Source organism: Brachyspira catarrhinii (genome assembly GCF_005518285.1).
Lineage (GTDB): Bacteria > Spirochaetota > Brachyspiria > Brachyspirales > Brachyspiraceae > Brachyspira > Brachyspira catarrhinii.
In genome coordinates this window covers 1-241 of the sequence record NZ_SJDU01000935.1, presented here as the reverse complement: position 1 = coordinate 241, position 241 = coordinate 1, and the positions used below count along the sequence as shown (strand labels likewise).

The 241-nt window shown below is 26.6% G+C and carries 1 protein-coding gene; it reads left to right on the top strand.

Features of this window, described 5'->3' with window-relative positions; genetic code table 11:
• Positions 1-241 (top strand): hypothetical protein (locus EZH24_RS13840; RefSeq protein WP_137999518.1); only part of this gene is annotated, 241 nt, incomplete at both ends.

Genomic DNA, 241 nt, shown 5'->3' with positions numbered 1-241 from the left:
AAGAAGTGAAATAGAAAATGTAAAATCTGATACAGAGTTGAAATTTGAAAATTCTATTAATGAATTAAAAGAAAAAATGTATTCCATGGAGAGTGATATATCCTCTTGGAAAGATGAATATATTAATGATGCTAATGCTAAATTAGAGTCTATTAATTCAGATATGATCGCTTTCAAAGACGATTATTTGAGTGAGTTGAAATCAAAAATAGAGGCTATGAATGATAATATTGTTTCTTGG